Consider the following 26,589-nt stretch of genomic DNA (forward strand, 5'->3'; position numbering starts at 1 on the left):
CACATTTGATTGATTTGACAACTTTGTGCGTATCGTCAGAATTCTTCTGGGCTGAATGTGAACTGGGGGGATTTGTCAAACCCACAGCTTGAGATCTTGACTTTTTGGCCGACTGACGGCGTCTTGGTGTCAAGTGAGCCCATGACTCTGATTGAATCCTCAAACTCTGCGATACAAAACGTCTTGCCGTCCTTTGAGGAATATTCTACAAGCGTGCCAGGCTCGCTTACTGTGCGCCATATTGTATTTCCAAAACAATGCGTGCAGAACTCGCTTGGCGGCCAAATTATTTTCTGGCACCTTGGGCACTCGGAGATTACGAATCTTCCGTTTTTTAGTTCTGCCTCAAAAACGCTCATGATTCCAATATCAAAACCGTCGAAGATGTTGCCGCAGCAGACATGTTTTGTACGAGGCCCGTCTTTGGGTTTTCAGTCTGCCTTTTTCCGGATTTTCCCTGCAACTGCCTTGTGATTTCGGCAATCTGTGAGATTCCCGTTGCCCCAAGTGGATGGCCTGCACCAATCAGTCCGCCGCGCGGATTGATTTTTTTATTATTTGTATTGTATAGATCAGAGACAAGCTGGCCTGCCTTTCCTTTTTGTGCAATTCCAGTGTCCTCTAGTACCATCAGCTCGCAGACAGTAAACGCATCGTGTATTTCCGCGACGTCTATTTTTTCTGGGCTTGTTTTTGACATTGTAAATGCCTCATGAGCCGCAATCTTTGTTGACTCGATGCTGGTCAGATCGTTTTTTGTAAAGCTCGCAGACGTTGTTTTCTGTCCAATTCCTGAAATCCAGACTGGCATGTCTGTGAATTTTTTGGCAATTTTTTCAGACGCAAGCAAGATTGCAGAGCTCCCCGTGCACGGCCTTGAGCAGTCAAGCAGCCTGAGGTCGTCTGTTAGTTTTTTAGAGTTCATTATTTCCTCAACTGTGTATTTTTTTGGGTTGTATGCGTTTGGGTTATCCAATGCGTTTCTGTGGTTTTTTGCAGACACGTATGCAAGCTGCTCATTGGTGGTGCCGAATTTTCGCTTGTGTGCCTTGGTAAACATTGTTGCCCAAAATATCGGGTGCTTGAACTCTCCTCGCGAGTCGTCCCACTGTAGCACTTGACCCGGGCTGTCAAATCGCTCGGCGCCAACCACCAGTGCAACGTCTGCCAGGCCTGATGCGATATATGAAAATGCAGAGACGGCCGCGTTTGTGCCTGAGCTGCATAGGTTCTCAACGTTGTGGGAAATCTTTGGCGCAATACCTGACAGTTCTGAGACTATCGGGGCAAGGTACTTTTTGTTGTCGTTAGTCGATGTTAGAACGACATCGATGTCTTTTTGGCCAAGATTTGACGTCTGCTCAAAAAGTAGCCTTACTGCCGATATCATTGATGACTCTATTGGGATGTCGTCTGATGAGAATTTTGTGTCCGAATACCCTGTTATTGCGACCTTGTTCAATTTGCATCACTTAGCGTAGATATCAGCAGGTCAAACGACTCGTTGACGTTTCCAATTGGGTTGAACTGAATTATCGGGTGTGTTATACCTGCATCGTAAATTCTGGCAACCTGCTCCCTTGCCTGGCTTGGCGTTCCGCACACTGTCAGTGACTCTAGCATGGCATCTGTCACAAGCTCGTGGTTTGAGCTGAATCCTGATTTTATGTATTCGTCATAGATGCGCGCAGTATCGTCTTTGAATCCGTTTTCTGCAAGAAACTTTCGATAAATCTCTCCAACTGATACGTAAAATGCAACTGTTTTTCTTGCGCGCTCTTTTGCCTTTTTTTCGTCATTTGAAATACATGTGATGAACTGGCATGCTACGTCTATCTTTCTTTTTGATTGCATTTTTGAAATTGTCTTTTTCATTTCTGAAATAGGCCTTAGGTAAAATATTGCACCGTCTGCTATTCTCCATGTAAGATCGACCATCTTTTGGTTTATCGCTGCCAGATAAATCGGAATGTCATGTCGTGGCGGTTTTATCAAAAGCGTGAACCCTTTAAGGGAAAATATCTCTCCTGAATAGTCTATTTTTTTCCCAGACAGCGCAAGTCGTATTATTTCCACATATTCCTGCATCCGCCTTAGAGGTTTTTCAAATTTTGCGCCGTGCAGTCCTTGTACAATTGGCACGCTGCTTGTCCCAAGTCCCAAGATCAGCCTTTTGTTTGATATCGTGTCTACGGTTGCCGCGCCCATCGCAATTAGCACAGGGCTCCTGGAATAGATATTGATAATTGATGAGCCGATTTTGGCAGAATCTATTTTTTGGGAAACCGCGCTGAGCATTGCAAAGTTTTCCATGCCCCACGTCTCAGGAACCCACAGCGCCTCGACGTTTTTCTTTGATAGTTTTTGCGTGCAGTTCAAAAGGTCCTCAATTGATAAAAGCGAGCCCAGGCTGTATGATAGTTTCATGGCGTGATTCTAGACAAAGCCCCTATATTTTTTGAGCTGGAGGGTTTCTGAGCAATCCTCCAAGTCCTTGTGAGAGTCAATTGAAAACCAAAACGAGTCTCTGAATTTTACCCCGTGCAACTTTCCTTCTTTTGCGTATTTGAGAAACACTGTCTTTTCTATTGCGCCGTTTGTGGGCAGTTTTTCAACAATGCTTCTATCCAAGTGGTAAATCCCCGCATTCATCCAAACGTCTGGCACTGATTTTTTCTCTCTGAATTCAGTTATCCGGTCCTCGTGTATTGACACGGTGCCATATTTTGTTTTTAGCTCGATTAGCGCAATTGCGTTTTTCTTTTTGTACATCTGTTTGATGTCCATGTTCGTGATGACGTCTCCGTTTAGGACCAAAAACGAGCTTCCCTGGATCATCTTTGCTGCTTTTTTGATTGCGCCTCCGGTTCCAAGCGGTTTTTTCTCAATTGAAAATTTTATTTTTGAGCCAAAGTTTGCCTTTCTCTCAAGATAGCCTTCGATTTGCTTGGATTTGTATCCCGTGCAGATGACTATGTTCTTTATGCCAAATTTTTTTAGATATCTTATTTGCCATTCTATGAGCGGCTTGCTGTTTATTGGAATTAGCGGTTTTGGGACGTGGTCTGTGAGTGGCTTTAGTCTGGTACCTTTGCCGCCTGCAAGAATAATTGCGTCCACAACTTTCAGTCCGGTTTAGGTTTTTAAAAATGTGTCATCTTTAAAATCTCTGTAATTGTGTAATTGAGAATCTACACGCGTGCCACAACTGCCAATTGCTACCAAAAATAGGCTAAATCTGTAATCATCAACGAGAAAACAGTGGAAAACTACAACGAAATAGTTTCGTAATAACATGATTGTTTTCCTTTCTCTGTCAGTCTACGACGCAGATATGACAGTTTCTCGTTGTATACTATACGTCAAAATATTATTTAAGATTGATCTTGATTTTCATGAAATCTGGCATGGTGGAGATCTCAGTTTAATTACTGTTTTTTGAAAATAGGAATTAGAAAAAATGGCAAAATTGGGAGACAAGATGACAAAATATTGCGAATACTGCAAAACCCCAAAAAACTTTTTGGTGTCTGAGATAAGCGACTACGGCGGACTGTATGGCGTATGCGAGACCTGTAAGGTCAGTATGAGACTAAACTAGTCCATATCTGAACGCTGATAATTTCTTCGTTCGTCTTTAATATCACAAAATATTGAATCCCTATCAGTGGACTGGGGATACCAAACAGTGCCCCAACGACCACCGTCCTACTCGCTACTAAAAAGATCTTGATGAACAAAGGCGAATCTAAATTGCAAAAAAACGGCACTCAAGGCTTAAGGCCAATAACTGAAAGTACATTGACGACAGCCGCAAATGCCTAGTTATGGTATGTGTTATTTTCCTATTATTTTGTGTGGTGTCTGAATCAAACACGTTGGGTAGAAAAAGTTAGACTCGATCTGGAAAAGCGATCCTATGTATTAGAATTTCCTAGTTGCGGCCCGTAATCATATAATCTGATTTACCTATTTTTGAATCTGAATCTCGGCGTCTTTTTTGACTCGTAATTCCAAGTCTATTTTGTCAATATCTGACACTGTGGGCTCTGACTTGCTCATCTGGTGAAACATTCGTGTGGTCACAACCATGTTTTTGCAAATCTGCAAAATAGCATAATAGGAATATGTTGTTCAAATCAAGCATACATCGTTATTTTGCATTCAAATGCTCTTTTATTTCTGAAATCTATGCCTGGGGCTAGAAAATTTCGATGGTTATGACGCCAAAATAATACCCGACAAGAGTGAGCGAAATGCTCCATACGCACGAGCCAAAAAACGTGTATGTGATAAACTTGGCCGGCCTCATTCGAAGCAGCCCTGCAGGGATTGAAATCATTTCCCTTAGGACCGGAACCATCCTTCCAAAAAACACCGCCTTGTCGCCGTATTTCTCAAACCATTTCTCTATCTTTGCAAGTCTTTCGTCTGTGATCCTGGCGTATCTGAGGTACCGCAGTAACGCAATCCGTCCAAGCTTTATGCACACAAAGTAGATTATCGTGGAACCTATCGTTGCACCAGCTCCGCCTGCCACTCCGAGCCCTATGACCTCAAGCAAGCTCATTTTGCTCTGTGATGCAAAGTATCCTGCCAGGGGAAATATGGCAAATGTCGGCACTGGTGGAAAAACAGTCTCAATTATTGCCGCAACAAATACCCCTGCATACAAATACTGTGCGACCAGTGAGCTTACCCATTGAACAAATGCCTCTATTTCTAGCAACTTTGATTCTCAGTTAGGTAGTAGTGGAGTTCGGTATAGCACTCTGTGCAGTATTCCTGATCGTTGGTATGCGTGCATTCGTATGTTTTGTTTGTATCTTTACTGCATTTGGCACAGACTGTCATATCACTTTCGGATTTTTACTGCTCCAAGTCCGATGATAAATGCGCCGACTGCAATCAGGGGTACTGCCTCTGCAACTGCATTTCTTCCGGTATTGACAGATTCTGCCGAAGGCGGCATTGAAATTACAACTGCGCCGCCAACTATTATCAAAATTCCTGCCACAAAAAGCATGATTGCAAGCGGTTTTGATGACTCTTTTCTTGATATGAAAAATCCTATTATTGGCAATATCATTGCAGGTCCGCCTAATGCCATGCCCCTGATTTTATGATCAAATGGCAAAAATCCGGTTCCGGTTCCTCCGCCGGCTGCAACGTCTGCCCCATAAATCACAAGTAATGCTATTGAAATCCCGGTTATGATCAGGGCCGCTTTTATTGCCATGTTTCGCCGTCAGTTTAATTAACTAATAAACCGTGCTAGTCTAGTTATTCTTCAAAAGTAATATCTTTTTGTCCTGATTCCGATGTTGGCGTTTTCTAAAAGTTCTTTGGCAGTCTGATGATAAATGTAGTCGGGTTGTTCTTTGCAGCAATGCTTCCGCCGTGCTGTTCGATGATTTTCTTGCAAATTGACAGGCCTAGCCCGGTTCCTGTCTGCTTTGTTGTAAACAATGGATCAAATATTTTTGGCATCACGTCCTGGGGAATTCCCGGGCCAGAGTCCTCAAACGCTATTATCGCGTTTGCGCCATTGTCCATGATTCTCACGTTGATCGTCCCGACGTTCTCAATTGATTGAGCTGCATTAACTAAAAGATTTGTAAAGACTGCCTCGATTTTTCTCATGTCTACGTTTATCTTCATCTCGCTGTCCTCTATGTTGATTTTGACATTGCTTCCAAAGTTTCCCTCCAACACTGCCTGCGTGATCAGCTGCGTGATCTTGCATGTTTGCAAGTTGAGCTGAGTAGACCGTCCGTACTCCAAGACATCGTCTACCTGGTGTGATATTCTTTCTATTGCCCTGTGCAGCTTGCCATAGTAGACAATTTTTTCTTCAATTCGGAGCTTTTGCTTATTTTCCATTATCTCCACTACGTTTTTGATTGTGGATAATGGGTTTCTAAGGTCGTGCGCCATCCTTGACGCAAGCTCGCCAATTATTGCAAGCTTTTGCGATTTGATCAGCTCCTCAGTCTTTTCGTTTATCCTCCTTTCAAGCTGGTCTTTTTGAAGCTCTAACTCCTTTTCTTTTAGGACTACTTTTTCTAAATTCTTTTTCAGATCCGATGACAGATTGTTGTTCTCTATTCTCTGTTTTTCCAATTCCTGGTTTCGTTTTTCCAACTCTTCGTTTCTTACACTCAAATTTTCTGTAAGGCCTTGCAAAAACTCAATTTTTTCCTTCAGCCCGAGATTCATTTTCAGCACCTCGTTGAATTTTGCGTTGGACTGGTTTGCCAGCTCTTGCAGCTGGTTTCCCCTTTCCTCAACTTCGGTCTTTGCCTGGTTTAATTCCGTTATTGTCTTTCCCGTAAGGCCCGAGAATTTTTCAAAATAGGATGACTGCTCTGGCATTGTGATTTTTATGACTTTTTTATTTGGTATTATCCTGTGTTTGTAATGATCAAACAAACAAATTTAGAAAATTTACCTCGAGTTTTCAGTACCTAGCGAAAAGCCCCAAAGACGCTCATTATAAAATCCCCGTACACCAGCTGGATGACAAAGCCTGCGGTTATGAATATCATGTACGGGATGCCAGGAGTTACCCACGTGTCGCTTTTATTGCAAAACGCCGCGTTTTCTGCATGCTGTAAGGCAAGGTTCAGTTTCTTTTGGTTCCCAACTTTTCGCTCAATTGAAAAGCTGAATTTTGGGTTTGCCGCCCTGTATCCTACGAACATTGCGACGATTTTCTTTTTTGTAGACTCGTCAAAGCCTTCGAAAATGTTCTTTTTTGTCGCAAGCAGTATGGTATTTCTTGTAACGTTGATGATCATCGGCGCTATTGACATTAAGACTGCATTTGTAAGCGTGGTAAATGGCGTTACCGTATTCCCAGTAAGTGTGATGCTTGGCGCAAGAACTGCAAGGACAATCAGGGCAAAGGCGTCTGCCCCGCCAAACAGGCCTATTCGCCATATCAGTAGGACAAACGGTGCAATGATTAACGAAATTCCAATTTTGGGCAGTTCTTGGCTTAGGTCTGTTCCGAGCAAAACTATGCCTACTCCAAGCGCTCCAAAAACCACCCAGATAATGTCGCTGATTTCCCTTTTTTTAATATCTGACACAGTAGCAATTCCGAGCATCGCAAGCGATAAGACGATCCTTATTTGATCTAGGTGTGCTAGTTCTGACATTGCCCTTTTACGTTATACCTGATTTGGAGTTTATTTAATGACAAGCTTGAGTTTTTTGTTTAAACGTAGTTTAGTGTGATACCTGTTTTGCAATTTTCTTAACTGGCTCAACTTCCTTTGATCGCTTCCAGAGGTGCTCACAAAGACTGTACATGTTATTTGTCATCTCGATGGAATTGCTATCCAAAACCGAATCACTGTCGTCATTCATGTCCATGGTCTCACTAAATCCCCCTGACATCACGACGCGTTTTTGATCCTCGACTATCATTCTGCTCTTTGATGGGAGCTTGCCTATTCTTATTTCGGAGGCGCCAAGTTTTGATATGATTGAAAGCGTATTTGGGTCCTCACTGTCTGTGATTATTCTGATCTGTCCGCCCTTGTTCTTGCAAATTTTGATCTTTTCTGGTATTGCCGTATGATACATTCGCAAAAGATCTTTTTCCGTGGTAACCATGTATATTATTCCTGTAGACTCTTGCAGCATTTTTCCAATTCTGGAGTAAATGTTGTGCCTTCCCTGAATTATTGAAACTGTTGGGGTATCACTCATTGTCTGCTTTCTTGTAATGTCTTTTAGATCCACTGCAAGCTTGCTGGCAAGTTTTTGCATTGTGATAAATTCATTTTCTTTGTGGCTGATGATGTTTGTCAGCGCCTCCTTTGGCTCAATCGGTTTGCAAATTATCGGATTTGTAAGGGTCGTTGTGATCAATCCAATACTTCTTAATTTTTCAAGTGATCTGTATGCTTTGCCTCTTTCAATTTCCAATTTTGCTGCAATGTTTCCAACTGAAAGCGGTCCTACCTGTAGTAATCCTATGTATATTTTAGAATCGGTTTCTTCTAGGTCAAAATGTTTTAGCATTGTGATTAGCTCGTCTTTGTCCTGCAAATTACAAAACTGAATCGCAAATCAAGTATATTAGCTTGAGGGTGTGAAAAGTTTTATTGTGCTGTGTTAACGACTATGAATCTATGCCGGAATTGGCCTGAACTTGTCTTTTATCAAATTGATTGATTCTAGCAGTCCGTCTATTCCGATGTTTTTTCTGTCGACTAGATTAAAGTGGCCGAGTTTTCTTTGAGGTTTTGATTCTTCTTTGCCGTACATTTTGAGATAAAGGTTGTCTTGTTTTACTTCGGGAATTTTGTATTTTCCCTGAAAGTTGTCTGGGCCTAAAATATTGTACATTATTGTTGGGCGAATCAGTGCGGTGTCTCCAAGATCAAGTCCAAGTATCGCGCGCAGATGTTGCTCAAATTGCGACGTCTTGCTTGACTGCAGAGTGTGATGCCCTGAATTGTGAACTCGTGGTGCAATCTCGTTTATCAAAATTTGGTCTTGCCTTGTCACAAACATCTCTATTCCAAACACTCCTGCACCGTGGAGCACACGCATTGTTTCTTTTGCAATTTTTTCTGCTTCAGATGTGACGTTTTTTGTTACCCTTGCAGGAGCAACTGTCATTTTCAAAATATTGTTTTCGTGAATGTTTTCGACAACTGGATATGTTGCGATTTGCCCCTTGGTGTTTCTTGCAGCGATTACCGATACTTCCATTTTAAAGTCAACGAATCTTTCAAGCATGAGTGGTTTTCCAGAAAAATAGTTTAGCGCCTGCTCCAAGTCGGCTTCGGATTTTATTTTAAAATTTCCGCGACCGTCGTACGCGTCTCTTCTTGCCTTGAGTAATGCCGGATATCCAAAGTTCGATATTTTTTTCCTAAGATCATCAAGCGATGTTATCTCGACAAAGTCTGTAACTGGTATTTTGTTGTCTTTTAGAAATGTTTTCTGTAAAAACTTGTCTTGGATTATTCTGAGAGTTTCAGGGGATGGGTTGATCGTCGTTTTGGATTCTGCGATTTTTAGGACCGAGCTGTCTCCTGATTCTATTTCGTATGTTATGATGTCTGCCTTTGAGGCAAGCTCCAAGATTGCGTCTTTGTCCTTAAAGTCACCCACAATCTGCTTTGCACCGGCCTGTGCTGCAGAGCAGTTTGGTGTCGGATCTAGCACTATTACGTCAGATATGTGCTCTGGCATTTTCTTTGCAGCCTCAGTAAGCATCATTCCAAGCTGGCCGCCTCCAATTATGCCTAAAATTTGCCTCAACATTACATCAAACGAGTCTTGGATTAAAAATAGTTATTTTAATTTGAAGCAAACTGATTTCTCAGATATTGTTAAAAACATCACTCTCTTTTGAGATATCATGATTCCAAAAAAGCCACTAGTCGGAATAATCATGGGATCAAGCTCTGACAGCAAGGTAATGCACAGTGCAGCAAAAATACTAGATGACTTTGGGATTGCACATGAAGACCAAATCATATCTGCTCATAGAACCCCGACAAGGCTAGAAGAGTATGCAAAGCATGCGGAGAAAAGCGGATTTAAAATAATAATTGCAGGCGCCGGAGGATCTGCGCACCTGCCCGGAATGGTTGCGTCTCACACAATAATCCCCGTAGTCGCAGTTCCGATAATGGTGTATAATGACAAGTCGGAGAAAAAACAAGAGCGATTCAAGTTTTCGGCATTTGGCGGAATGGATTCTCTCCTGTCGATAGTTGAAATGCCAAATGGATCCCCCGTTGCAACAGTTGGCATAAACAAGGCTACAAATGCCGGACTGTACGCAGTAAAAATTCTCGCAAACGAATTTACGGAATTGCAAAAGAAACTAAAGACATTCAAACAAAAGCAGCATCAGTCAGTGCTTGATGAATCAGACGAGATGAAAAAAACAGGCCTTGTCAAATTTGTACAAAAGAAATTCAAGTGAATCTAAGTCAGTATCTTGAATTGTATGTTCTTTGATTTTAGGTGCGAGACTAGCTTTTGTGCATGTTCCTTTCCTTCCATTTCAAGACTGAGTGTTACGCCTGCGGTTCCAGCATCAATGTTTGAGCTCAGCCTGTCATGAACTACCTCTACAATGTTTACGCTCAGCGAGGCTATCTCATCTACTACTTCTTTTAGCGCACCCGGCTTGTCTTTTAGCAAAATGAAAATTTTGACCAGTCTGCTCATTGCGGTAAGGCCCTTTGCTACTATCTGACCCAAAAGATACATGTCTACATTCCCTCCGCCTAAGATTGGAACTACTTTTTTGCCTGGTGCTGGTTTTGAATTGAGCAGATATGCAAGTGTGACTGCGCCTGCCGGTTCTACCACCATCTTTGCGCGCTCCATTAGCAAAAACATTGTCTTGACTATCTGAGTGTCATCAACAAGAACGATGTCGTCAATTAACTCATTAATTATTTTAAATGTCAGTTTTCCTGGCATCTTTACGGATATTCCGTCTGCAATTGTTCTCTCGCCTTTTACTGTCTGCAGCCTTCCGACCTTTATGGAATTTTTCATTGCAGGAAATGCTTTTGACTCAACCCCGATTACTTTGACCTTTGGGTTTTTTGCCTTGACTGCAAGCAAAACTCCCGCAGCTAATCCGCCACCACCGATTGGGACGTAGATTTCATCTACGTCTGGGAGGTCTTCTAAAATTTCTAGTCCGATTGCACCGTTTGCCTCAATTATTTTTGGATCATCAAATGCATGGATTATTTTTGCACCAGTTTTCTTTGAAATCTCTTGTGCTTTTGCCCACGATTCGTCATAGTTTATTCCCTCGAGTATGACCTTTGCACCGTATCCTCGAGTTGCGGCAACCTTTGCTGGTGATGCAGTAACTGGCATTACTATGGTACATGGTATTTTTTCAAGCTTTGATGCAAACGCCACGCCCTGCGCGTGGTTTCCCGCTGACGCTGCAATCACTCCGTTTTTCTTTTCCTCTTTTGTAAGGGCTTTTATTTTTGCATATGCTCCTCTGAGCTTAAACGAACCCGTCCTTTGCTGAAACTCTGCCTTGAGATACACCTTTGAGCCTGACATTTTGCTAAACGTATCCGTGTACAACAAGGGAGTTTTTCGAATCATGTTTCCGTATGACTGCCTAATATTGACAATCTCGTCATAAGTTGGATTCATTAGATTTGATCGCAGTCCCTCAACTATATTTAATTTCTCGTGTGGTGTCATATGATGTTAGAAAATTTACTATGTTCTATCTGAGCCTAATATTTCCGGATATCCTTAAATAGAATAACTGTGATCGTACATATTCTGTCAAAGGGTCAGTTCTCCCCTAAGAACTAAGTCAAATTAGTTCCTGATCCTTTGACATTATTATTACAAACATTACATCGTGACAAATATAAAAATTTCCTATTTTGATAAGGCGTTAATTATTTCGTCTAGGGATTTTGTGACATGTTCTTTTGTCTCTGCAGACATTCGTCTTGGATCGAAAATTGATTCCTTTGATTTCTTTTTGATGTAGTCAAGATCAAATGTGCAGAGGCACCCTTCCTCACCGCCAATCAGCTTGCTCTCATCAAGCAATACCGACGTTGTCTGGTATGTCTCTACAAGCAAATTGTCTAGTTCTTTGAATAGTTCTTTCTTTCTTTCCGCCTTTGCCTTAAAGTCAAAGTCCGTCTTTCCGCTCACATCTTCGACTATCTTTTCTCTCATCTGGTCGTTTTCAAAGAGCACCTCAAACAGCTTTTGCTCATCAACGTCCTTAAACCCAAGGGACTCTAGTTTTTCCTTTATCATGCTGTCTGTCATTTCTGCAAGCTCCTTCTCCTTGTCCATCGTGCTGTCTAAAAGATCTGCTAGTTCTTTTTGGATTTTTTGTACCTCGATGCTTACCTTGTAGTACAACAACGCGTGATATTGTAGTGACATGTGCCAAAGCAAGACATAGTTGCCGGCCGGCTTTTCAAGCTTGACAAATATTCTTCTCAAGTCCTCGTCACTTGTCATGGCAATTCCGCTTGTTTTCCAGTCTGGCAGACTGTTCATTATTTTACTGTAAAATGTCTTTATACCCTCCGGATCAAAAGTGGTTTGCTCAGTTACCGTCGTGTCTCCAAGCATGACCTTGACGCTTGTAGGTTTGGTAATCCGTTCTATGTTTTTTTGAAATATTTCGCTTATTTTTTGAGATTTTTCGCCCAAATCTTTCATAAATTCGTCCGTAGTATTGCTTCCTAGACGCACAAGTGAGCCTGTCCTTTGAGACTAAAAATCCTATGTCTGCATCTGCCTTTTGGACAGACGGCGTATTTCATGACTCGAAGTGAATCCTGTTGAGCTGCCGTTTTCTATTTTATCTACCAATCTCTTATATACAAAATACGCCTAATTACCCTAGGAATGTCCGTTCACAGGATACTTTGCTCCATATGTAGCGTAGAAGTGGTCCAGTATTACGATGACGGCTATAAGGGAAAAAGGGCAAAATGCCCCGTCTGTGAGATTAGCTTTCCATTAGAATAGGTGATTATTGCAATATGAGCGGTACTGAAAGTAACAAGATAAAAAGCGACCCGGCTGAAAATCCATCAATCTCAAACAAAACAAAACCTGATTATGGCATAATCGACATGATGCTAAGTCACGGTGAATTAAGGGTCATTGACTCAGAAACACTGATCAAGGAAACTCAGAATCGGGTATGGCATGCGCTAAAGAGCGGATATGAGTATTCTCCAGTAGAAGATCAGTCTGATGCGTTTTTACGAAAACACGTCTCGTCTAGAATGAAGATGGTTGTAATGTATGTGGATTTGGTCGGCTCTACAAACATTGCACTTGAGCTTCCAGAAGACAAAGTTGCAATCATAATCACCTGCTTTGCACAGGAAATGGCATCTACCATACGACACCACAACGGGTACGTGCTCAAGTTTGTAGGTGATGCGGTGATTGGATACTTTGTTGCAGAGGAAAACCAGCTCCAGCCTGCAGACGACGCTGTACTGTGCGCAAAATCAATGGTGTCCGTAATCCAAAAAGGAATCAACCCAATTCTGAACCAGTATGATTATCCTGACTTGGCAATCAAAATAGGAATCGATTATGGCGAAAACATGATAGTCAGGTATGGTGCAGACGCAAAAAAATCACACGTTGACATCTTGGGACCGTCAATGAACATTGCGGCGAAAATCCAAAACATGGCAAAACCAAACCAAATCCTTGTAGGCGATGACGTCTATGCGAGGATTCATCCTTCGATTCAACCTTCATTTGAAAAAGTTGTCTGGAAGAACAACGAGTGGAAATATCGTAGGTCTACTGGCGAGCTGTATCCCGTCTTTGCGTATGTCGATTAAACTGTGAATCTTTCTGGACACTCGACGTGCTCGTAATGGTGATCAGTGAATCTTTCGCTCACCACGTAAATTACAATTTTGTGCAATTCACTATCTACGATGTTTTTTTTGCACTTTATGCAGTTCTTCAAATCCACTTTCATTACAAGCTGGGTGCGATCTCTGATCGCTATAAGGATCTGCGATCAGCTCAATTTGATTAAAACTGCCCCCGAATTTACAACTGAGTATATCTAACGCCTAATGCCAAAGCAAAAATACCTCGTTAAATTAGCAATAGCGTCATGAATCCAGTAGAAATGAAGATGTTCATGGAGATGTATGGTTATCCAGCAGGGTTTAGTCTAAGCCCGTTTGCCATTACTAGATATCCTCCTGGGACAAATGCGCCGTTTTCAATAAACCCTGCAAAACTAAAAGAAAAGATAATCCGAGAAAACGAAACGTTCACTGTGAAACTGCATGACTTTAACAAGATGTATCTTCAACAGGCCTCTAGTTTGCTTGAGATGACCTCAAAGATGGTTCCACCGGGACACCCGATGTATTCCCAAGTGAGCCCAGAAGTAGTTGAGGGAGAAAACGAAAAACTGCGCAAAGAAAACTCGGAATTGAAAAATCGCTTTGAGCAGTTCACAAAATCAAAAAAGCACGATTAGCTAAAGATATTTCCTGTATTTTCTGAAAATCCTTTGCACTGTTTCTGATTCTTTACTATTTGGCAAGTTGTTTGATTGTGTCTTTTGAAGGTATGTGCTAAGATACAGTCTTTCGCTGCTTTCAAGGTAATTGATGACGTCTGAATCAAGTAGCAGCCGAATCATTCTGATTGGATCCAAATCTTCGCTCATTTGGTCTTACAAGAATAACAAACTCTTTTAACTTTTGACTGGTGTAGTAATGGCATGAGCAAAACCCCTGAAGAAAAATGGAAAGAATCCATCATATCATACAGGAAAAACTGTCAGAACATTATCGCAATTTCAAAATCCATTAGATATGCCGGAGTGATTAACGAGTATGGGAGAACACTTACCGGAATAATACAGCCGGGGATTAAACCAATTCTAAAACCGGAGGATGCGAAAAACGAGTTCTTCATTGTTTCAAATCTGATTACCCTGCGGCATGTCCAATCAAAGGCGTTTGGCTCCCTTGATCATATTGTACTGCAGCACAAAAAAGCGACAATTGTTTGCGTTCCGGACGGAAACATCGTGTACTATGTGTCACTCAATCCGGGCACGACGTCGCTTGAAGGCATAATCAAAAAGATTAAGAGTGTAGTTTAGACTGGCGTGAATCCGTGGTAGCCTGAGGTCTGTTGTTCTTTATCGGCAAATATGGGCTCGAACAATGATACCATGTATTCGTCAGGATCCAAAACTATTGCATTTTTTCCAGACTCTCTGTCTATGATGTCTCTGTATATGGTAACGCCTTTTGCCTTTAGCTCCTCAACTGCTGACTTTACATCGCCTACCAAAAACCCAATTACGATTCCGTTTTCAAGCGATGTTCCAAGGTGCTTTGCAGTTAGTGATGCTGGGTGCAGACTCAAAAGTGCGCCCGATTGCCCCAAGTCAACCCATGACCTTCTCTGGTTTTTTATTGGAAGCCCCATGATGTTGTGGTAAAACTCTACAGACTTGTCCAAATCCTTAACTGCAAGGATGACATTTCCGACTCGCTTTATGTTCACGACTCTGTTATACACTACATTGTTAAATGCTTTATGAAATAGCGAGAAAGAAAACAAATGCCTTTTAGCGCATGGTATTTTTACTGTATTTCTATCATGGTTTCGGTTCGCTCAACGCCGGGAATCATTTGGATTTTTGTTGTAATTTCCCTGATTTCCGACAAGTCCTTGACATCGACAAATGCAACTGCGTCAAACTGGCCAGACACTGGAAACGAGTTGTACACAAAGTCCATCTTGCCAAGCTTTGCTGCAATGAGCTTCTTTGGCGATTTGACTAGGATTACTGCCTTTACCATCCCAAGTTTACCTCCACTTCGATGAGAGTCTCGGTGCTGACAATTTCCTTTATTTTCTTAAAGTCGATTACCATGTTGTTTATCTCGTCTATCGTCCCAGACAATAGGACGCAAATGTCTGCCCTTCCTGTTACTGGCATGATTTCCTTGAGCAGTTTGCGTTTTTTCCGTAGCGCCTCTAAGATCCGGTCTGTCTTGCCTGGTTTTATTGTAATGAGACAGACTGCGCGCATGTATGGTATAGTGAGTTTTTGCGGATAAAGGTTTAGTCTTCGACCTCTTGGGATCTAGCTTCCTCCAAGTATGCCTTCCTTGCCTCAAGCTCGGCTTCCTTGTCCTCTTCTAACTTTTCGTCTATGATGACCAAGCCGTCGTCTGCTATGAAATCTTCTTTTGGTTTCTTTGATTTTTTCTTGGCATCCTTGGCTGGTTTTTCTTTAGCCGGTTTTTCCTTTTTGGGTGCCGCTTTAGCTGGTTTTTCCTTTTTTGCCTTTGGTTCTTTTGTTTTTGCCAAGTTGACTTTCTCATGAGGCTATTTTGATGTATTAAAACATTACTTCTGGTGCTGTTCTCGCATTGTTTTTTGTGATCATATGGGATGTGTCTTTGGGTTGGTCCCGGATCTGATTTTGCTCAAATGAGATCGTATTAAATAAAAAATGTGCCAAGATAAGATTTTAGTGAATTATTATGCATATCACCAAAACTCGGTTCAAATTTGATTGCTGATAGATATCTGTGAAATAATAATGGTAGGATGCTACTTTACATTTTTTCTTCATAACCTATGTTCATAGTTGAGAATCAGAGGTGAAAATCGGTGTCTAGTGTTAATACCTTTAGACAGCCATCCTCCATAATGGCAAGTCCGTATGTCATAATTGGCATATCCATAGGTGTTTTTTTTGCAGGGCTTGGAATTGGTTATGCGATTTTTTCAGCAAACCAATCTTCTATCTTTATGCACATGACACCACAGCAAATGCAACAAATGATGGGCAACCCGCAAATGATGACCCAGTGGCATCAAACCATGATAAATGATCCACAAGCAATGAACAGCTGGATGAACACAATGATGGGCAACCCACAAGCAATGCAACAAATGCACGATTTGATGATTAACAATCCTCAACACATGCAGACAATGATGAATACGATGGGCCCAAGTATGATGAATAGTATGATGAGCAACCCACAGATGAGTCAACAGATGATGGGCATGATGATGCAAAATCAACAGTTCATGCAAGGAATGATGATGAGTCCACAGTTTCAGCAAAACTGGATGGGACCTTGGATGAGCAACAGTACTAACTGGCAAGGAATGATGGGATCCGGTTGGATGAATCCGGGAATGATGGGAAACAACATGATGGGATCAGGGACGATGATGGGAACACCAATCACAAAAAACAGTGAAGTGATGTCTACAATAAACAATGTCAAGAAATTGCTAGATCAGGTCTCAGTAAGATACAATGATGGCGATGTATCTGGAGCATTTGGCCTTGCAACAGAGGCATACCTTGAAAATTACGAGTATGTCGAAAGTGCAATTGCGGCAAAAGACCTGAACTTGATGGAAAAAATCGAGTTCATGCTAAGAGTTGAGCTGCGCTCCATGATTCAAAATGAAGATCCAATAGAAGACATTGACGCAAAGATAAATTCCATAAAAGAGAATCTTGATGATGCAAAATCGCTATTCCAATAATTTTTTATTTTAACCTATGATAGTGGCGGAATGAGCCACTGCATTATTTCTGGATATGGGATGTCTAATCCATAGATGATTAAAGGGATTCCTGTTGCCGCAAGCAAGATTCCAGAAACCAGTCTCGTCAGTTTTAATGGAATTCTCTTGATTATTCCAAGGTATAGCAATCCTACGATTAACCCTATTGCCAGCACTGCACCAGATATTGCGCTTGCCATGTCTATTAGGCTAAATGTTGCTAGCGCAACTGAGTTTTCTATCGCTTCAAGTATTGCGATGTAAAAGTAGCCTATCTTGTATTTGGTAACGTCTTTTTCTTCACGCTCTAAAAACTCCTTGAACATTGTGTAGCTGAAATACAAAAGACCTACGCCAAGTGCAATTTCTACCAGATTTGTTGGGAAAAATTCTACTGCATTTAGGAACAGAAAATAAAGCGCGATTCCAACGGCCAAGCCGATTAATGTGATTTTGAGTGTTTCCCGGTATCCTATTCTAACAAGTGTTCCAATTCCGACAAGGGCTTGCTCCCCACCCTCGACAAAAACATACTTGAAGGCAGTAAAGAATACGATGAACTCAAAGGCCACAAGTCTGGATTTCTGATTATGTATTTAGAAGGTTTGTCAGTGTCAGCCTAGTTTACAACATGTTTTAATTGAAATATAAAAAAATGTGCCAAGGGTGGGATTTTAGCGAATTATTATGTACCCTCACCAAAATTTGATTGCTAGAGTAAGAGGATATGGTCGGAGGTTAGATTTTGCCCTTTTTTCAGCCCTAGAATAGATCTGGACAAGGGTAAAGAAACACGAGCTAAATGTTTCAGAGTATGACTAAATCACAGGATTGCCCTTATGAGTAGTCCATCAAAAGATGTAATGACTTGTTTAAGGCGGTACTGGAAAATTATCAACAGAAGTTCCAATACTGTGCTTTATGATTTGTGGAGTATTGCATTCCATCCCGTCTGGAATAAATGCCAATCTTTTGATGAATTCGGCGTACTGGATTCCGTCCAACTCAAAAACATCAGTAAACGTATAGACGTGCAAATTTCTATTCATAAAACATTCACCTACAAAGCTCTTACCTTTCTGTATATTGGCAGTATACTCAAAATCACTATCAGGATTCATGTCACCATCACTGTCAACATCGCTAAACGTTATTCTCACGGTATCCTGATCTATTATTTCTAAATCCTTTATTCCTTGCAGCCGTACATTTTCAGTATTTTTTATAAAAAAATATCCGCCATAATCGATTGGCGTAATGAATCTCCCATGCACATCTGACTCTGGATGTCTAATGATACGTGGCTCAACACATACAAAACCTTCTTTTGTTTGCATGCATGTATTTCCAGCTTTTTCCAATTCTGTCTTACAGTTAACGTCACAGGGATCCAGTATTGGGAAAACCTCTAAACTTTCTAAGGGCGCCCTCCAAACCACATAATCATAAAGAGTCGGACTCAACACAGCAACGATAACCACTGCAATTATGATGCCAATGAATTTTTTCTGGAAGATGTACATGTTATTTTGTTAAAATTAGAAATAAAAATGGAAAAAAGTGTTTTATGTACATGTTAACGCATTCATGCCTGAACACATTAACTTTGCGTACAAATTTACTTTCATTCAAGTTTCAATTACGGGTTTACAGAGTTTGTTTAAAAATTTTGAAAATCTTTAGTCAATCGTCATTTGTATACGTCACTTCTATGTGATATGTCGTATATCTTTGCAGTACCCTCTTCACGGAAAAATAGGATTCTGTAATCTCCAACCCGAATCCTGTAATGGTTGTCATACCCCTTTAGTTTCTTTATATCAAGTCTGCATGTTGGCCACATGGATTCAAGCTCATTTAACGCAGTTCTGATTCTCTTCTTTAGGTCATTAGGAAGTTCATCAAGTTTGTTAGAAACTTCTTTTTTAACTAAAACCTTGATTGTCAAACCTGAGACTAGTTCAACGAATCTAACGGCAAGTACTCTGCTTTCTTTTTTGATTCAAAATTCTTTATTGCCTTGCTTTCATATTCGTCTGGACTGTCTTCTCGTATCATGTTCTTTTCTATCATTTTTTGTAATTTGACAATCTTCATGTTAAGCAGCTTTATTTCCCGGTCAGTAGTTTGCTTGTATTTTTTGACATCCCTCATAATCTTATTGATCTCCTGCCGTGATGTCATCCTAGTTTCCATGTGTGATGACTGATATGGTGTTAATTGACTAAAAAGGATTACGTAACTGTTTGGTGTTTTGAAGCATTATTCCCGATGGCACTATTCCAAAAAAGACTGTTGGAAAATATTAGAATTGTTGTAGGATTCAATCTTTAGGTTGTATTGTGATTTAAGATCATTAGTATATTGCTGATATTCTAAAACTATCCAATTCAAAACTGACTGACTTTGGACTCTATTTTTTTAGGTTTTAAAAAATCGGGCTCAAATTATTAGAAAAAAGAAAATTATGCCAAGGGTGGGACTTGAATCCACGACAGCTCGGTCTTCAGCCGAGTGCTCTCCCAGGCTGAGCTACCTTGGCGTCAATTTTTCTGTAAACTGGGGGGAATTAAAGTGTCTTTTGCTTTGAAAAAATCCAAAATCTACGGTTTCCAGACCACGTCGCTTGTTCCGTTTCGCTTATTGACAACGCGTGCAAGCACAAACAAAAGGTCCGATAATCGGTTAAGGTATTTCTGACAGTACGAGTTGATCTGCTCGTCTTTTGCCAGTGCCACGACATCTGTTTCAGCTCGTCTGGATACGGTTCTTGCCATGTGCAAGTGCGCAGCACTCTGGTGGCCTCCCGGAAGTATGAAATTTGTAAGGGGGCTCAGTTCTGCCTCGAATCTGTCAATGTTTTTTTCTAGGTTCTCGACCATCTGCTCTGTGATTCTGTTGTCTTTTTTCCCCAAGTCTGGATTGGACAGATCAGAGCCTGCGACAAACAGTTCGTTTTGTATTCTTGTAAGCAGTTCTCTGATGTCTGCATCCATATCATGTGACAGTGCGACGCCAAGCGAGGAGTTTGCTTCATCCACTGCCCCGTATGCTATTATTCGTAAATCTGATTTTAAAACGCGCTTTCCACCCTGGAGCCCGGTGGTTCCGTCATCTCCTGTTTTGGTGTATATTTTCAAGTAAGAAGATTTTTGGGTTCGCAGTTATTATCTTGTTCGAATCGCATTTCAAATAAAATAATTTTGCAGATTTGTTCTGCAGTTCTGCAATTTATTTATAGGCCGGAACAGTACGTTTAACATGGTAAAAAAAGCCACGTGCCCGTACTGCGAATCGGAGTTTGACAGCAACGAAGATCTTTCAAAACACATTGACAGAATACATGGCGATTCTGGTTTGTTAGAAGGCTCTAGAAAAAAATTCTAAATTCCAACTTACCTCAAAACCCAAATTATTTTATTAAATCCATAATGTTTTAGATAGATTAATAGAATATTTGAAATGGAATGATGTGATTGCTTGAAGATTTTCTAAAAAACGCCATGGAACTAAAGGCCGTCCCAAGGCAAGGCTGGATAAACAAGCTCGGCCTAAAGAATCCGGAATCCGTTGCAGACCATTGCTATTCGATGGCAGTACTGGCAATGATATTTTCAGATTTGAAAAGGCTTGACACTGAAAAAATAATCAAAATGACCCTTTTGCACGATTTGGCAGAATCTGTAACCGGGGATCTCACGCCGGAAGATGTCACAAAATCAAAAAAAGAGAAACTGGAAACACGTGCGATGAAAAAAATTCTCGCACACCTTCCAAAACCGCTCAGAGCCAAATATGCAAAACTCTGGATGGAGTATCAGCAAAACAGCACAAACGAGGCCAGACTCTTGCACCAAATCGACAAGCTGGAAATGGCACTACAGGCAAAATCCTACGAAAAAAAATTCACAAAAAAACAACTAAAGCCGTTTTTTGATTCGGCAAAAAGGGAAATCTCCGACCCTGATCTCAAAAAGGCGTTTAAAAAAATTTTGTAAGATTTAGAAATACCGTCTGTGTGATTTCTGATGTGTCTGAGCAAGAAAAAGACGAACTGATTCGCGCCCAAAACGAGCTCATCGGAGTCTTGTTTGAGATAATAAAACGACTCCAGGCAAACAACACTTTGGACGAGGAATACTTTGGGATAATAGCAAATGACACCGTAAGGGATGCTGACCAAAAACGGCTAGACGAAATCCTGGCACAGAGAACAGAAAACGGCAAAATAGTTGCAAAACTTTTAGAAAAACTACAGCCCAATCAGTGACAACTGCAGTCGTCGCCGTCATGGTCTGACAGAACGCGCAGCTTCTTTCCACCCTGCTCAAATCTTGCCTGCACATAATGCGAGATGTTTGTTATTCGAACAATTGTCGGCTTGTGCTTCCAGCTGCCCTCATTTTCAAACCACGACTCTATCTCATCGACATCATAGTATTCCCCACTCTCAAGTATTCTGAGGAACACCTCTTTGATCAACTTCTCGTCTTTGTCAGTCAGGTTTTTCTTGTCGTAGACTTGGGTCGTGATCTCGTTTAGACGAATTATGGTGTTGTTTGACAGCGGCATAATTTCCATGCCTTGCGATATGTTATAACAATATTGCGCAACTAGGTTTTAATAATTAATTTTGCATAACGAGTCATGCAGTACTTTCAGGCATTAAAGATGGGGCAAAAAAGAGTTCAGGCCTCAAGGGACTATCTGAACAAGCTTACAAACAACAGGGCAATGCCTGCACTTGCACTGCGGGACACAAAGTCAGACGTGTGGGAGCCAGTTGGCGAAGAAAACTATTATGCTGTAGTTGACGAGTCAAGTGGATTTGTCCTGACTGACACCAGCGGGTACATCATAGCTCTATGCGACAAGGACGGGTTTTCAAAGACGTTAGTTCAAGGCGTGACACTGGAGCAAAAGGAACAGATTGTAAAGGAGTTTGAAAAGGACAACGTGCCGCAATTCAAAGGCAAGGTAATTCTTCCTGTATAAAAAACAAGAAAACTGGAGGTAATGTTAACTATTATGCATGCGAGAGATTTGGTTCTGTCAAATCTACAATTGATTGATCTGACTCATCACAATCTGCTTCACATCTTTTGACTGCTTCATTGCTTCATCTTGTGATGCGTTTGGCCTGAACCCCATGCCTCGTAACTGCACTGCTGGTATTCCTTTGTATAGAATATTTCGTGCAGCATTGATATCGCGGTCTTCTCTGTGACCACAATGACATCTTATCTGTCTGTTCTCTTCGGGGATCACTTTTGCCCCACATATCGAACACTTTGATGATGTATGGTTTGGTTTTATCTTGATGACATCGATTCCATTATACCATTTTGATTTGTATTCTAGTTGCTTTCGGAATTCATAAAATGGCCAGCCGTTGAGCCTTGAACGATATTTTGTTCCTTGACCGTTTCCTTTTTGATATAGTTTTCTAATTCCAGTTAGATCCTCAAGAATTATCTGTTTTTTCTGCTCTACAAGTTTTTTTGTAATGTTGTGAATAATTTGTTGGGTTTTGCATTTTTGCTTTGTGCCGTATTTTTGAAAAATCTTTCTCCTAATTCGTGTGTCGTTTCGCTTAAAATGTGATGTCACTTTTCTGTATCTCTCTTTGATTTTTGTTATCTTGACTATATCTGAGTAAACATTAGTCGTTCCATCAGAGTGAACGGCTGATATGTTATTCAGATTTGTATCTATTCCAATAAATTCCACAAATTTGATACTTGGCGTTTCTTTTAATATTGAAATTGATATTGTATCTTGGGTAATTGTAATTGCTCCAATTTTAGTACATGGATCAGAGATTTGTGACACCGTATAATTATTTAATGGAATTCCAACATATGATTGTCCGGGACGGACTCCGATTAGAAGCGTGTTTCCAATGATTCTGTATGACTGCTTATCAACAATAACATGTGGTTTTTTGTAATGTGGAATTTTGGCATTTGGATTCTTTCTTCTCGTTTTTCTTAAATGATTGATTTTTGACCTCGCTATCTGCATTGCTCTTGCAACATACAGTTTGAGAAATTCTGTATTGTCTGACAAGTAATGATATACATTTGAATTGAAAGCTTGCTGCGAGGTAATGTTTCTTTCTATTCCGATTCTAATTGCTTCGTTGATCATCCACCTGAATTCTTCCATTAGCAATACTAGTTCAGGACTGTTATGATGTTGAATAACAGATATTGTTGATTCCGTGTATTTGTATTATAAAATAACTGTATAATGACTGGGTTATTGCGTAATTACCGATCTATCATATATTTGGCAATACCAGAGATTTTAAATTCTGATGGGTGGATATCCACAGAATGAAGTTTTCAGCCGAAGTTGAGGTAAAGGGACACCTGATTGACTCTATGATACTTACCAAAATATTTGATGTTATAATGGACATGGGCGGAGAATTCGAGGTCCTTGAAATGCAGGTCGGAAAGAAGAAAAAGGATCCAAGCTACGCCAAGCTGCAAATCCAGGGAAAGACCAAAGACCACCTTGAAAAACTACTCGAGCAGGTTTACAGGGCAGGCGCCATATCCACCATAGGAAAGGCAGTTGCACTTAAGGCAGCACCAAAGGACAGGGTGATGCCAGACAATTTCTATAGCACGACAAACAATGCGACTCAGATCTTCCTTGGCGGAAAATGGATAGACGTGGAAAACACAATGATGGACAAGTGCATCCTAGTAAAAGGAGGAAAGGCAATGTGCATTCCAATTAGGGATGTAAAAAAAGGCGACAAGATCGTTGTCGGAGAAACGGGAGTAAAGGTAACGCCTCCTGAGCGTCCGCGCGACGGAGCCAACGTCTTTGAATTCATGGGTAGCAGCAGCTCAAGTGAGAGGCCGACGCAGCACATTGCAAAAAAGGTGGCTCAGGATATTTTCAAGACAAAAAAGGCAGGAGGAAAAATAATCATTGTCGGAGGACCGGCAATAGTCCACACCGGAGCAGCTGACTCTGTTGCAGAATTAATCCGGATGGGATACATTGATGGGCTTTTGGCAGGAAACGCACTTGCGGTTCACGATGTGGAATATGCAACACTTGGAACGTCTCTTGGCATGAACGTCCATGATGGCTCGCTTGCAGTCAAGGGGCACCGAAACCACATGGAGGCAATCAACTCTGTCTTCAAGTCCGGCTCCATTGCAAATATGGTGAAAACAAAAAAACTCACAAGAGGAATAATGTACGAGTGTGTAAAGCGAAAAATTCCATTTGTCTTGGCAGGCTCCATCCGAGATGACGGCCCACTCCCAGATGTCATAACTGACATGGCAGTTGCGCAGAAAAAATACAAAGAGGTGCTAAAGGGGGCAAAAATGGTCATCATGATATCGACAATGCTTCACTCAATAGCTACAGGAAACATGCTTCCGGCAAATGTCAAAGTAGTTGTAGTTGACATCAACCAGCCGACTGTAACCAAACTGATGGACAGGGGCACGTGGCAGGCACTTGGAATTGTATCCGATGTTGGTGCGTTTTTGCCGCTAGTTGCGCAGGAATTAAAGCACCTCAAGCGCTAAATCCGCTTTATCTCGTCTAGAACATGCGGGTTTTCAAGCGCAGACGTATCGCCTATATCTTCGCCAAGCAGCTTTGCCCTAAGCAGGCGCCGCATCACCTTGCCTGTTCTGGTCTTTGGCATGTCTGATATGACAAGGACTGTCTTTGGCTTGGCAATCTTGCCTATTTTTTCAGAGATGAACTCTTCCATTTCAGGCTGAATGGTCTTTTGATCAGCCTTGTCCTTTAGCACTACAAAGAGTGCAATCGCATTTCCCGTTATCTCGTCTGGAATTGAGATTGCCGCGGCATCTGCAATTTTCTTATGTGTTATCACCGCCTGCTCGATTTCAACCGTGCTCAGTCTGTGCCCTGAGACATTGATGACATCATCCACTCTCCCGTACATGTACCATAGTCCGTCGTCATCAACCATGACGTAATCCCCGTGAAACCACACGTCTTTGTACTGGCTCCAGTAGCTCTGGATGTATCTTTCAGGATCATTGAGCAAGCCCCTTGTCATGGTGGGCCAGGGGGACTTTATGATGAGGAATCCTTTTTTGTTCTTGACTGATTTTTTCGTTTCATCAATCACATCAAGATCAAACCCAGGACACGGTATGCCGACCGTGGTCGGCTTTAGCTTCATACCTGGAAACACCGACAGCATCGCGCCGCCAATTTCTGTCCCGCCTGCCAAGTTCATGATTGGAGCTTTTTTGTTCCCTATTTTCTCATAGAGCCACCACCACGATTCTTCGTCAATTGGCTCACCAGTTGTTGGAATTATCCTGATGTGGTCTAGGTTGAACTGCTTTCTTGGTTCTAGTCCAAGTTTTCTAAATATTCGAACCGCCGTTGGCGATATCCCAAAAATTGTTACCTCGTACTTTTCAAGCATTTTCCACAGTTTGTCAGGAGTCGGCCAGTCGATTGCCCCGTCATATATTATCGCAGTTGCCCCAATTTCCAAAAGGCCGTAAACATTCCATGTCTGGCCCGTTATCCAGCCCATGTCTGCAGGCCAAAACAAAATGTCGTCTGGCTTCATATCTATCAAATATGATGCCTGATGGCCGGCAAACACTGAAAAGCCTCCGTGCGTGTGAATTACCCCTTTTGGCCTGCCTGTCGTGCCCGAAGTATACAAAATAAACAGCGGATCCTCAGAATCCATTGACTCTGGCTTGTACGAGTCCGGCTGGTCTTCTACCAGTTTTGCATAATCTAAAACCGAGTCTGAAAAATCGTATCTGTCTACCCTCTTGTATGGCACCACGATCAGTTTTTCAATTTTTGTGTCCTGTATGGATTCTGGCAGCGTCTTTTTTTGCGACACCGGGTTTCCCTTTCTTGCAAACCCGTCTGAGACAAAAAGGACTTTGGCGTTGCAGTCCTGCAGCCTGATTTTTAGGGACTCTGTGCTGTATCCAGAAAAAATCACCGTCTGGACTGCGCCAATTTTTGCACACGCCAAAATGGCAACTATTGCTTCAAAAATCATCGGCATGTATATTGCGACAACGTCTCCTTTTTCCACGTCTAGTGATTTTAGGGCGTTTGCTAGCTTGCTTACCTGAATTTCAAGCTGCGAATATGTGACCACTTTTTCCGTGCCGTCCTCAGACACAAAGCAGTATGCGATTTTGTTTGGCGTTTTTTCTGCAAATTTTTCCACAGTCGAGTTTACGATGTTTATCTTTCCGTCGGCAAACCATTTGGGCCACGGCTTGCCTTTTGAAAAGTCGGAAACTACTGTGTATTTCTTGTCCCACACTATCCCGATGTCGTCGTTTACCGCATTCCAGAACCAGTCAGAATCTGCCTTTGATTTTTTGGCAAGGTCTGCAAATGACGCGACACCGTGCTTTTTCATGAATCGGATAATGTTTGATTTTTCAATCTGATCCTTGGTTGGCTTGAAAATAAAATCACTCACGT

The 26,589-nt window shown here is 41.5% G+C and carries 36 protein-coding genes and 1 tRNA gene; 11 read left to right on the forward strand and 26 right to left on the reverse strand.

Annotated features, from left to right (window positions below):
- Positions 1 to 35: 35 nt before the first annotated feature.
- The 4 genes from NKMY2_RS06900 to NKMY2_RS06915 are packed head-to-tail and all read right to left on the reverse strand — an operon-like array spanning position 36 to position 3,120.
- A complete protein-coding gene (locus tag NKMY2_RS06900) occupies positions 36 to 359 on the reverse strand; it encodes a Zn-ribbon domain-containing OB-fold protein (protein ID WP_042686430.1) in 324 nt (107 codons plus the stop codon).
- Positions 356 to 1,462 carry a thiolase family protein gene (locus tag NKMY2_RS06905; RefSeq protein ID WP_042686432.1) on the reverse strand — a complete coding sequence of 369 codons (1,107 nt, stop codon included), beginning with the start codon at positions 1,460 to 1,462 and terminating at the stop codon, positions 356 to 358. The genes NKMY2_RS06900 and NKMY2_RS06905 overlap by 4 nt, the downstream gene beginning before the upstream one ends.
- Entirely contained in the window at positions 1,459 to 2,427 is a 969-nt protein-coding gene (locus tag NKMY2_RS06910; RefSeq protein ID WP_042686434.1) for an LLM class flavin-dependent oxidoreductase, read from the reverse strand. The genes NKMY2_RS06905 and NKMY2_RS06910 overlap by 4 nt, the downstream gene beginning before the upstream one ends.
- Positions 2,428 to 2,436: 9 nt before the next feature.
- Positions 2,437 to 3,120 carry a nucleotidyltransferase family protein gene (locus NKMY2_RS06915; RefSeq protein ID WP_042686438.1) on the reverse strand — a complete coding sequence of 228 codons (684 nt, stop codon included), beginning with the start codon at positions 3,118 to 3,120 and terminating at the stop codon, positions 2,437 to 2,439.
- 340 nt (positions 3,121 to 3,460) lie between these two features.
- On the opposite strand from NKMY2_RS06915, the gene NKMY2_RS10780 reads away from it, so the two are divergent.
- Positions 3,461 to 3,601, forward strand: a complete 141-nt coding sequence (locus NKMY2_RS10780; protein WP_157832482.1) for a hypothetical protein — start codon at positions 3,461 to 3,463, stop codon at positions 3,599 to 3,601.
- 600 nt (positions 3,602 to 4,201) lie between these two features.
- On the opposite strand, the gene NKMY2_RS06920 is transcribed toward NKMY2_RS10780, so the two are convergent.
- The 6 genes from NKMY2_RS06920 to NKMY2_RS06945 form a co-directional block, all read right to left on the reverse strand.
- Positions 4,202 to 4,729 carry a DedA family protein gene (locus tag NKMY2_RS06920; protein WP_042686440.1) on the reverse strand — a complete coding sequence of 176 codons (528 nt, stop codon included), beginning with the start codon at positions 4,727 to 4,729 and terminating at the stop codon, positions 4,202 to 4,204.
- A 126-nt stretch (positions 4,730 to 4,855) separates the two neighbouring features.
- Positions 4,856 to 5,239 (reverse strand): hypothetical protein, encoded by a 384-nt coding sequence (locus NKMY2_RS06925; RefSeq protein WP_042686442.1) that lies wholly within the window; start codon positions 5,237 to 5,239, stop codon positions 4,856 to 4,858.
- A gap of 95 nt (positions 5,240 to 5,334) precedes the next feature.
- Positions 5,335 to 6,432, reverse strand: a complete 1,098-nt coding sequence (locus NKMY2_RS06930; RefSeq protein ID WP_081781888.1) for a sensor histidine kinase — start codon at positions 6,430 to 6,432, stop codon at positions 5,335 to 5,337.
- 35 nt (positions 6,433 to 6,467) lie between these two features.
- Positions 6,468 to 7,163: an A24 family peptidase C-terminal domain-containing protein gene (locus NKMY2_RS06935; RefSeq protein WP_042686445.1), complete on the reverse strand. Its 696-nt coding sequence runs from the start codon at positions 7,161 to 7,163 to the stop codon at positions 6,468 to 6,470.
- 70 nt (positions 7,164 to 7,233) lie between these two features.
- On the reverse strand, positions 7,234 to 8,061 hold the full coding sequence (locus NKMY2_RS06940; protein WP_102007762.1) for a TrmB family transcriptional regulator: 828 nt from the start codon (positions 8,059 to 8,061) through the stop codon (positions 7,234 to 7,236).
- Positions 8,062 to 8,142: 81 nt separating this feature from the next.
- Positions 8,143 to 9,285, reverse strand: a complete 1,143-nt coding sequence (locus NKMY2_RS06945; RefSeq protein WP_177316527.1) for a 5-(carboxyamino)imidazole ribonucleotide synthase — start codon at positions 9,283 to 9,285, stop codon at positions 8,143 to 8,145.
- Between the two features lie 97 nt (positions 9,286 to 9,382).
- Between NKMY2_RS06945 and purE the strand changes: the two genes are divergently transcribed.
- Positions 9,383 to 9,958, forward strand: coding sequence for a 5-(carboxyamino)imidazole ribonucleotide mutase (gene purE / locus NKMY2_RS06950; RefSeq protein WP_102007763.1), 576 nt, complete (start codon positions 9,383 to 9,385; stop codon positions 9,956 to 9,958).
- Between the two features lie 2 nt (positions 9,959 to 9,960).
- Here purE and ilvA read toward each other — a convergent pair whose 3' ends face one another.
- Both ilvA and NKMY2_RS06960 read right to left on the reverse strand, forming a co-directional pair.
- Positions 9,961 to 11,169 (reverse strand): threonine ammonia-lyase, encoded by a 1,209-nt coding sequence (ilvA, locus tag NKMY2_RS06955; RefSeq protein WP_042686685.1) that lies wholly within the window; start codon positions 11,167 to 11,169, stop codon positions 9,961 to 9,963.
- 237 nt (positions 11,170 to 11,406) lie between these two features.
- Positions 11,407 to 12,213, reverse strand: coding sequence for a hypothetical protein (locus NKMY2_RS06960; RefSeq protein WP_157832484.1), 807 nt, complete (start codon positions 12,211 to 12,213; stop codon positions 11,407 to 11,409).
- Between the two features lie 326 nt (positions 12,214 to 12,539).
- Between NKMY2_RS06960 and NKMY2_RS06965 the strand changes: the two genes are divergently transcribed.
- Both NKMY2_RS06965 and NKMY2_RS06970 read left to right on the forward strand, forming a co-directional pair.
- A complete protein-coding gene (locus NKMY2_RS06965; protein WP_042686455.1) occupies positions 12,540 to 13,364 on the forward strand; it encodes an adenylate/guanylate cyclase domain-containing protein in 825 nt (274 codons plus the stop codon).
- A 284-nt stretch (positions 13,365 to 13,648) separates the two neighbouring features.
- Positions 13,649 to 14,023, forward strand: coding sequence for a hypothetical protein (locus tag NKMY2_RS06970; RefSeq protein ID WP_052347587.1), 375 nt, complete (start codon positions 13,649 to 13,651; stop codon positions 14,021 to 14,023).
- Here the strand turns inward: NKMY2_RS06970 and NKMY2_RS06975 are convergent, their stop codons facing one another.
- Entirely contained in the window at positions 14,024 to 14,215 is a 192-nt protein-coding gene (locus NKMY2_RS06975; protein ID WP_042686458.1) for a hypothetical protein, read from the reverse strand.
- Positions 14,216 to 14,269: 54 nt separating this feature from the next.
- On the opposite strand from NKMY2_RS06975, the gene NKMY2_RS06980 reads away from it, so the two are divergent.
- Complete coding sequence (locus NKMY2_RS06980) at positions 14,270 to 14,656, forward strand: hypothetical protein (protein ID WP_042686459.1); 387 nt, start codon at positions 14,270 to 14,272, stop codon at positions 14,654 to 14,656.
- Here NKMY2_RS06980 and NKMY2_RS06985 read toward each other — a convergent pair.
- From NKMY2_RS06985 to NKMY2_RS07000, 4 genes are all read right to left on the reverse strand, one after another.
- Entirely contained in the window at positions 14,653 to 15,066 is a 414-nt protein-coding gene (locus NKMY2_RS06985) for a VOC family protein (protein ID WP_042686461.1), read from the reverse strand. The genes NKMY2_RS06980 and NKMY2_RS06985 overlap by 4 nt on opposite strands.
- Before the next feature lie 80 nt (positions 15,067 to 15,146).
- Positions 15,147 to 15,365 (reverse strand): Lrp/AsnC ligand binding domain-containing protein, encoded by a 219-nt coding sequence (locus tag NKMY2_RS06990; RefSeq protein WP_042686463.1) that lies wholly within the window; start codon positions 15,363 to 15,365, stop codon positions 15,147 to 15,149.
- Positions 15,359 to 15,598: a hypothetical protein gene (locus NKMY2_RS06995; protein WP_042686467.1), complete on the reverse strand. Its 240-nt coding sequence runs from the start codon at positions 15,596 to 15,598 to the stop codon at positions 15,359 to 15,361. Before NKMY2_RS06995 ends, NKMY2_RS06990 begins: the two co-directional genes overlap by 7 nt.
- A gap of 32 nt (positions 15,599 to 15,630) precedes the next feature.
- Positions 15,631 to 15,879, reverse strand: coding sequence for a hypothetical protein (locus NKMY2_RS07000; RefSeq protein ID WP_042686469.1), 249 nt, complete (start codon positions 15,877 to 15,879; stop codon positions 15,631 to 15,633).
- A gap of 345 nt (positions 15,880 to 16,224) precedes the next feature.
- On the opposite strand from NKMY2_RS07000, the gene NKMY2_RS07005 reads away from it, so the two are divergent.
- A complete protein-coding gene (locus tag NKMY2_RS07005) occupies positions 16,225 to 17,082 on the forward strand; it encodes a hypothetical protein (RefSeq protein WP_177316528.1) in 858 nt (285 codons plus the stop codon).
- Positions 17,083 to 17,096: 14 nt separating this feature from the next.
- Here NKMY2_RS07005 and NKMY2_RS07010 read toward each other — a convergent pair whose 3' ends face one another.
- From NKMY2_RS07010 to NKMY2_RS07035, 6 genes are all read right to left on the reverse strand, one after another.
- Positions 17,097 to 17,675 (reverse strand): hypothetical protein, encoded by a 579-nt coding sequence (locus NKMY2_RS07010; protein ID WP_042686473.1) that lies wholly within the window; start codon positions 17,673 to 17,675, stop codon positions 17,097 to 17,099.
- A 300-nt stretch (positions 17,676 to 17,975) separates the two neighbouring features.
- Complete coding sequence (locus NKMY2_RS07015) at positions 17,976 to 18,626, reverse strand: hypothetical protein (RefSeq protein WP_042686476.1); 651 nt, start codon at positions 18,624 to 18,626, stop codon at positions 17,976 to 17,978.
- A 167-nt stretch (positions 18,627 to 18,793) separates the two neighbouring features.
- Positions 18,794 to 19,051, reverse strand: coding sequence for a type II toxin-antitoxin system RelE family toxin (locus NKMY2_RS07020; RefSeq protein WP_042686478.1), 258 nt, complete (start codon positions 19,049 to 19,051; stop codon positions 18,794 to 18,796).
- Positions 19,052 to 19,059: 8 nt separating this feature from the next.
- Entirely contained in the window at positions 19,060 to 19,299 is a 240-nt protein-coding gene (locus tag NKMY2_RS07025) for a hypothetical protein (RefSeq protein ID WP_042686481.1), read from the reverse strand.
- Positions 19,300 to 19,571: 272 nt separating this feature from the next.
- Positions 19,572 to 19,645: transfer RNA gene (locus tag NKMY2_RS07030), tRNA-Phe, on the reverse strand.
- A gap of 61 nt (positions 19,646 to 19,706) precedes the next feature.
- A complete protein-coding gene (locus tag NKMY2_RS07035; protein WP_042686484.1) occupies positions 19,707 to 20,243 on the reverse strand; it encodes a cob(I)yrinic acid a,c-diamide adenosyltransferase in 537 nt (178 codons plus the stop codon).
- Positions 20,244 to 20,364: 121 nt separating this feature from the next.
- Here NKMY2_RS07035 and NKMY2_RS11020 point away from each other — a divergent pair, with 121 nt between their 5' ends.
- From NKMY2_RS11020 to NKMY2_RS07045, 3 genes are all read left to right on the forward strand, one after another.
- Positions 20,365 to 20,490: a hypothetical protein gene (locus NKMY2_RS11020; RefSeq protein WP_255347570.1), complete on the forward strand. Its 126-nt coding sequence runs from the start codon at positions 20,365 to 20,367 to the stop codon at positions 20,488 to 20,490.
- 89 nt (positions 20,491 to 20,579) lie between these two features.
- On the forward strand, positions 20,580 to 21,101 hold the full coding sequence (locus NKMY2_RS07040; RefSeq protein ID WP_042686486.1) for an HD domain-containing protein: 522 nt from the start codon (positions 20,580 to 20,582) through the stop codon (positions 21,099 to 21,101).
- Positions 21,102 to 21,133: 32 nt separating this feature from the next.
- Positions 21,134 to 21,373: a hypothetical protein gene (locus NKMY2_RS07045; RefSeq protein WP_042686692.1), complete on the forward strand. Its 240-nt coding sequence runs from the start codon at positions 21,134 to 21,136 to the stop codon at positions 21,371 to 21,373.
- Here the strand turns inward: NKMY2_RS07045 and NKMY2_RS07050 are convergent.
- Positions 21,367 to 21,675 carry a hypothetical protein gene (locus NKMY2_RS07050; protein WP_042686694.1) on the reverse strand — a complete coding sequence of 103 codons (309 nt, stop codon included), beginning with the start codon at positions 21,673 to 21,675 and terminating at the stop codon, positions 21,367 to 21,369. The two genes, NKMY2_RS07045 and NKMY2_RS07050, sit on opposite strands and share 7 nt — an antisense overlap.
- Positions 21,676 to 21,750: 75 nt before the next feature.
- On the opposite strand from NKMY2_RS07050, the gene NKMY2_RS07055 reads away from it, so the two are divergent.
- On the forward strand, positions 21,751 to 22,098 hold the full coding sequence (locus NKMY2_RS07055; RefSeq protein ID WP_042686488.1) for a hypothetical protein: 348 nt from the start codon (positions 21,751 to 21,753) through the stop codon (positions 22,096 to 22,098).
- A gap of 63 nt (positions 22,099 to 22,161) precedes the next feature.
- On the opposite strand, the gene NKMY2_RS07060 is transcribed toward NKMY2_RS07055, so the two are convergent.
- Positions 22,162 to 23,271: an RNA-guided endonuclease InsQ/TnpB family protein gene (locus NKMY2_RS07060; RefSeq protein WP_042686490.1), complete on the reverse strand. Its 1,110-nt coding sequence runs from the start codon at positions 23,269 to 23,271 to the stop codon at positions 22,162 to 22,164.
- 170 nt (positions 23,272 to 23,441) lie between these two features.
- On the opposite strand from NKMY2_RS07060, the gene NKMY2_RS07065 reads away from it, so the two are divergent.
- A complete protein-coding gene (locus NKMY2_RS07065) occupies positions 23,442 to 24,665 on the forward strand; it encodes an ornithine cyclodeaminase, nickel-pincer nucleotide-dependent (RefSeq protein ID WP_042686493.1) in 1,224 nt (407 codons plus the stop codon).
- Here NKMY2_RS07065 and NKMY2_RS07070 read toward each other — a convergent pair.
- Complete coding sequence (locus tag NKMY2_RS07070) at positions 24,662 to 26,587, reverse strand: acetate--CoA ligase (protein WP_042686496.1); 1,926 nt, start codon at positions 26,585 to 26,587, stop codon at positions 24,662 to 24,664. The two genes, NKMY2_RS07065 and NKMY2_RS07070, sit on opposite strands and share 4 nt — an antisense overlap.
- Between the last annotated feature and the right edge of the window lie 2 nt (positions 26,588 to 26,589).

It is taken from the genome of Candidatus Nitrosotenuis chungbukensis (genome assembly GCF_000685395.1).
Classification (GTDB): Archaea; Thermoproteota; Nitrososphaeria; order Nitrososphaerales; family Nitrosopumilaceae; genus Nitrosotenuis; species Nitrosotenuis chungbukensis.